The 2,815-nt window shown below is 58.6% G+C and carries 3 protein-coding genes and 3 tRNA genes; all 6 read left to right on the top strand.

All coding sequences use genetic code 11. The annotated features are described in order from the left end of the window. Window positions 1–128 precede the first annotated feature (128 nt). The 6 genes from birA to B3E94_RS23875 all read left to right on the top strand — a co-directional run bounded on the left by birA (window position 129) and on the right by B3E94_RS23875 (window position 2,699). Window positions 129–1,088 carry a bifunctional biotin--[acetyl-CoA-carboxylase] ligase/biotin operon repressor BirA gene (gene birA, locus B3E94_RS23900; RefSeq protein ID WP_286915483.1) on the top strand — a complete coding sequence of 320 codons (960 nt, stop codon included), beginning with the start codon at window positions 129–131 and terminating at the stop codon, window positions 1,086–1,088. Next, on the top strand, window positions 1,078–1,827 hold the full coding sequence (locus B3E94_RS23895; RefSeq protein ID WP_286915482.1) for a pantothenate kinase: 750 nt from the start codon (window positions 1,078–1,080) through the stop codon (window positions 1,825–1,827). Before birA ends, B3E94_RS23895 begins: the two co-directional genes overlap by 11 nt. 7 nt (window positions 1,828–1,834) lie before the next feature. Further along, on the top strand, window positions 1,835–2,260 hold the full coding sequence (locus tag B3E94_RS23890) for a hypothetical protein (protein ID WP_176518254.1): 426 nt from the start codon (window positions 1,835–1,837) through the stop codon (window positions 2,258–2,260). 152 nt (window positions 2,261–2,412) lie between these two features. Further along, window positions 2,413–2,496, top strand: a tRNA-Tyr gene (locus B3E94_RS23885). 24 nt (window positions 2,497–2,520) lie between these two features. Further along, window positions 2,521–2,594, top strand: a tRNA-Gly gene (locus B3E94_RS23880). Window positions 2,595–2,623: 29 nt separating this feature from the next. Then, window positions 2,624–2,699, top strand: a tRNA-Thr gene (locus B3E94_RS23875). Window positions 2,700–2,815 lie beyond the last annotated feature (116 nt).

Here is a 2,815-nt window from a genome sequence, read left to right as displayed (position 1 = left end):
GCAGGTAGGGGTTTTGTCTTTGGCGTGCAGAAAATCTGGCCTCCCGGCGCTTTGCCCGGGTGCCCTTTTCCTATGCAAGCCCACGACCCATAGCTATCATGCCAGCCTTATTCCAAGTCGAGACTGGCATGCTGAAGTTGTTGAATCTCCTCAAGGATGGCCGGTTCCATTCCGGTGAAGCCTTGGGGGCAGCCCTCGGTGTAAGTCGCAGCGCCGTCTGGAAGCAGCTGCAGCACCTGGAGAGTGAGCTGAACCTCACCATTCACAAGGTTCGCGGGCGCGGTTACCAGCTCGCGGCTCCCCTGGCGCTGCTCGATGCGCAGGCCATTGCCGAGTGCGCCGAGGGCGAGCAGTGGCCCGTTTTCATCCATGACAGCATCGATTCGACCAATGCGGAGGGCTTGAGGCTCGCGGGCCTTGGTCAGGTCGCGCCATTCCTGGTGCTGGCAGAGCGTCAGAGCGCCGGGCGCGGTCGCCGCGGTCGTCAGTGGGTAAGTCCTTTTGGTGAAAACCTCTATTACAGCCTTGTCTTGCGGGTCGACGGCGGCATGCGCCAGCTCGAGGGTTTGAGCCTGGTAGTGGGCTTGGCGGTCATGCGAACGCTGCAGGCTTTCGGCGTGAAGGAAGTCGGGCTTAAATGGCCCAATGATGTACTTGTGCGCGGGCGCAAGATAACCGGCATCCTCCTGGAGCTGGTCGGCGACCCGGCTGATGTCTGCCATGTTGTGCTGGGTATCGGCATCAATGTGAACATGCAGACCAATGACCAGGTTGACCAGGCGTGGACCTCGATGCGCCGGGAAACGGGCGCAGCGATTGATCGCAACCGCTTGGTGGCACTGCTCAGCCAGCAGCTGCAGCATGAATTGGCGCGCCATCGCCGCTATGGTTTCGCTGCTTTCCAGGAAGAATGGGAGCAGGCGCATCTCTGGCAGGGCTGTAACGTATCGCTCATCGCTGGCAGCACTCATATAGAGGGTGTGGTGCTGGGGGTGGACGGGCAGGGCGGCTTGCGTCTGGAAGTCGACGGTGTTGAAAAGAGCTTCAGCGGTGGAGAGCTCAGTTTGAGGTTGCGAGATGATTCTTGAGCTCGATTGCGGTAACAGCTTCATCAAATGGCGCGTGATCCACACTGGCGACGCCACCATGGTGCGCGGCGGCATTGTCGATTCCGATCAATCGCTGATTGCCCAGGTGAGTGCCTTGGCCTCGGTGCGGCTATCCGCTTGCCGTATCGTCAGCGTGCGCAGCGAAGAAGAAACCGCGGCACTGTGCGCATTGATTGCACATGCCTTCAGTGTCACGGCGCGAGTTGCGCAGCCAGCTCAGTCGATGGCCGGCGTGCGCAACGGCTACGAAGACTATCAGCGCCTGGGCATGGACCGCTGGTTGGCCGCACTGGGTGCCTACCACCTGGCCAAAGGTGCTTGCCTGGTAATCGACCTGGGTACCGCGGCCAAGGCTGACTTCGTCTCTGCCGAGGGCGAGCACCTGGGTGGGTATATCTGCCCCGGCATGCCGCTGATGCGCAGCCAGTTGCGTACCCATACCCGACGCATCCGCTACGACGACGCCTCGGCTGAGCGGGCTCTGGCCAGTCTTGGCCCTGGGCGTTCTACGGTCGAGGCCGTGGAGCGTGGTTGCGTGCTGATGTTGCAGGGCTTTGCCTGCGCTCAGCTAGAGCAGGCGCGTGCGCTGTGGGGCGAAGCTTTCACCGTGTTCCTTACTGGCGGCGACGCGCCCCTGGTGCGTGATGCCATACCACAGGCGCGCGTGGTTCCCGACCTGGTATTCGTTGGCCTGGCAATGGCCTGTCCGCTGGACTGAGGTGCTTATGCGTTGGTTGTTTCTGCTGTTGCTGGTGCTCAATGCCTTCTATTACATCTGGCACCAACAGGAAGCCCCGCTGAAAGCCAAGGATGTCGCCCCGCTGTCGTTGTACAAAGGGAGTCAGCAGGAGATCCGTCTGTTGCGCGAAACCGGTGCTTTGGCGCCGGCTCAGCGCCGTGATGAATGCCTGGTCGTGGGTGGCCTGCCTGGTCGGGAGCAGCTCGATGCGCTTCGCCAGCGGCTATTGAGCCTGGATATCAGCGCTGCGCCTGTGGCGGGGCAGCTGCCAGGCGCCGAGGGTTTGTGGCTCAAGATAGCCCCTGATAGCGAGCGTTTGCTGGACCAAACCGTGCTCGCGACTCTTTCCAATGATTTCAAAGACTTAAAACATAAAATTATTTTCTGCCAGGGTATTGCAACTGGCGAATAGCTTGATAGAATGGCGCCCGCTTCACAGGGAACACCACTCAGGTGGCAGAACTGGAAGCGGTGTCAAAGCAGCTAAGTTTCAGATTTGATTGAAAAAATTTGAAAAAACGCTTGACACTAGGACGGCAGACAAATAGAATGCCGGCCACATCTGGAGGGATTCCCGAGCGGTCAAAGGGGACGGACTGTAAATCCGTTGCGAGAGCTTCGAAGGTTCGAATCCTTCTCCCTCCACCAGTTTTAGCGAGAGCTGCAAGCTCCGCGGGTATAGTTTAGTGGTAGAACCTCAGCCTTCCAAGCTGATGATGCGGGTTCGATTCCCGCTACCCGCTCCAAGTTTGCTGGTTTTTGCACAATGTGTTTCGCTCTTGTAGCTCAGTTGGTAGAGCACACCCTTGGTAAGGGTGAGGTCAGCGGTTCAAGTCCGCTCAAGAGCTCCATATAAACAAGGCAGATATGAAAATATCTGCCTTTGTTTTATCAGCGTTGTGACTATTTCTTCTGCGGAGGATTGTATCGATGGCTAAGGAAAAGTTTGATCGTTCCCTTCCCCACG

The sequence above is a fragment of the Pseudomonas sp. UBA6315 genome (assembly GCF_002438125.1).
GTDB classification, from domain to species: domain Bacteria; phylum Pseudomonadota; class Gammaproteobacteria; order Pseudomonadales; family Pseudomonadaceae; genus Aquipseudomonas; species Aquipseudomonas faucium.
The sequence above is the reverse complement of the archived record's forward strand: the minus strand, read 5'-3'. Positions and strand labels throughout refer to the sequence as shown.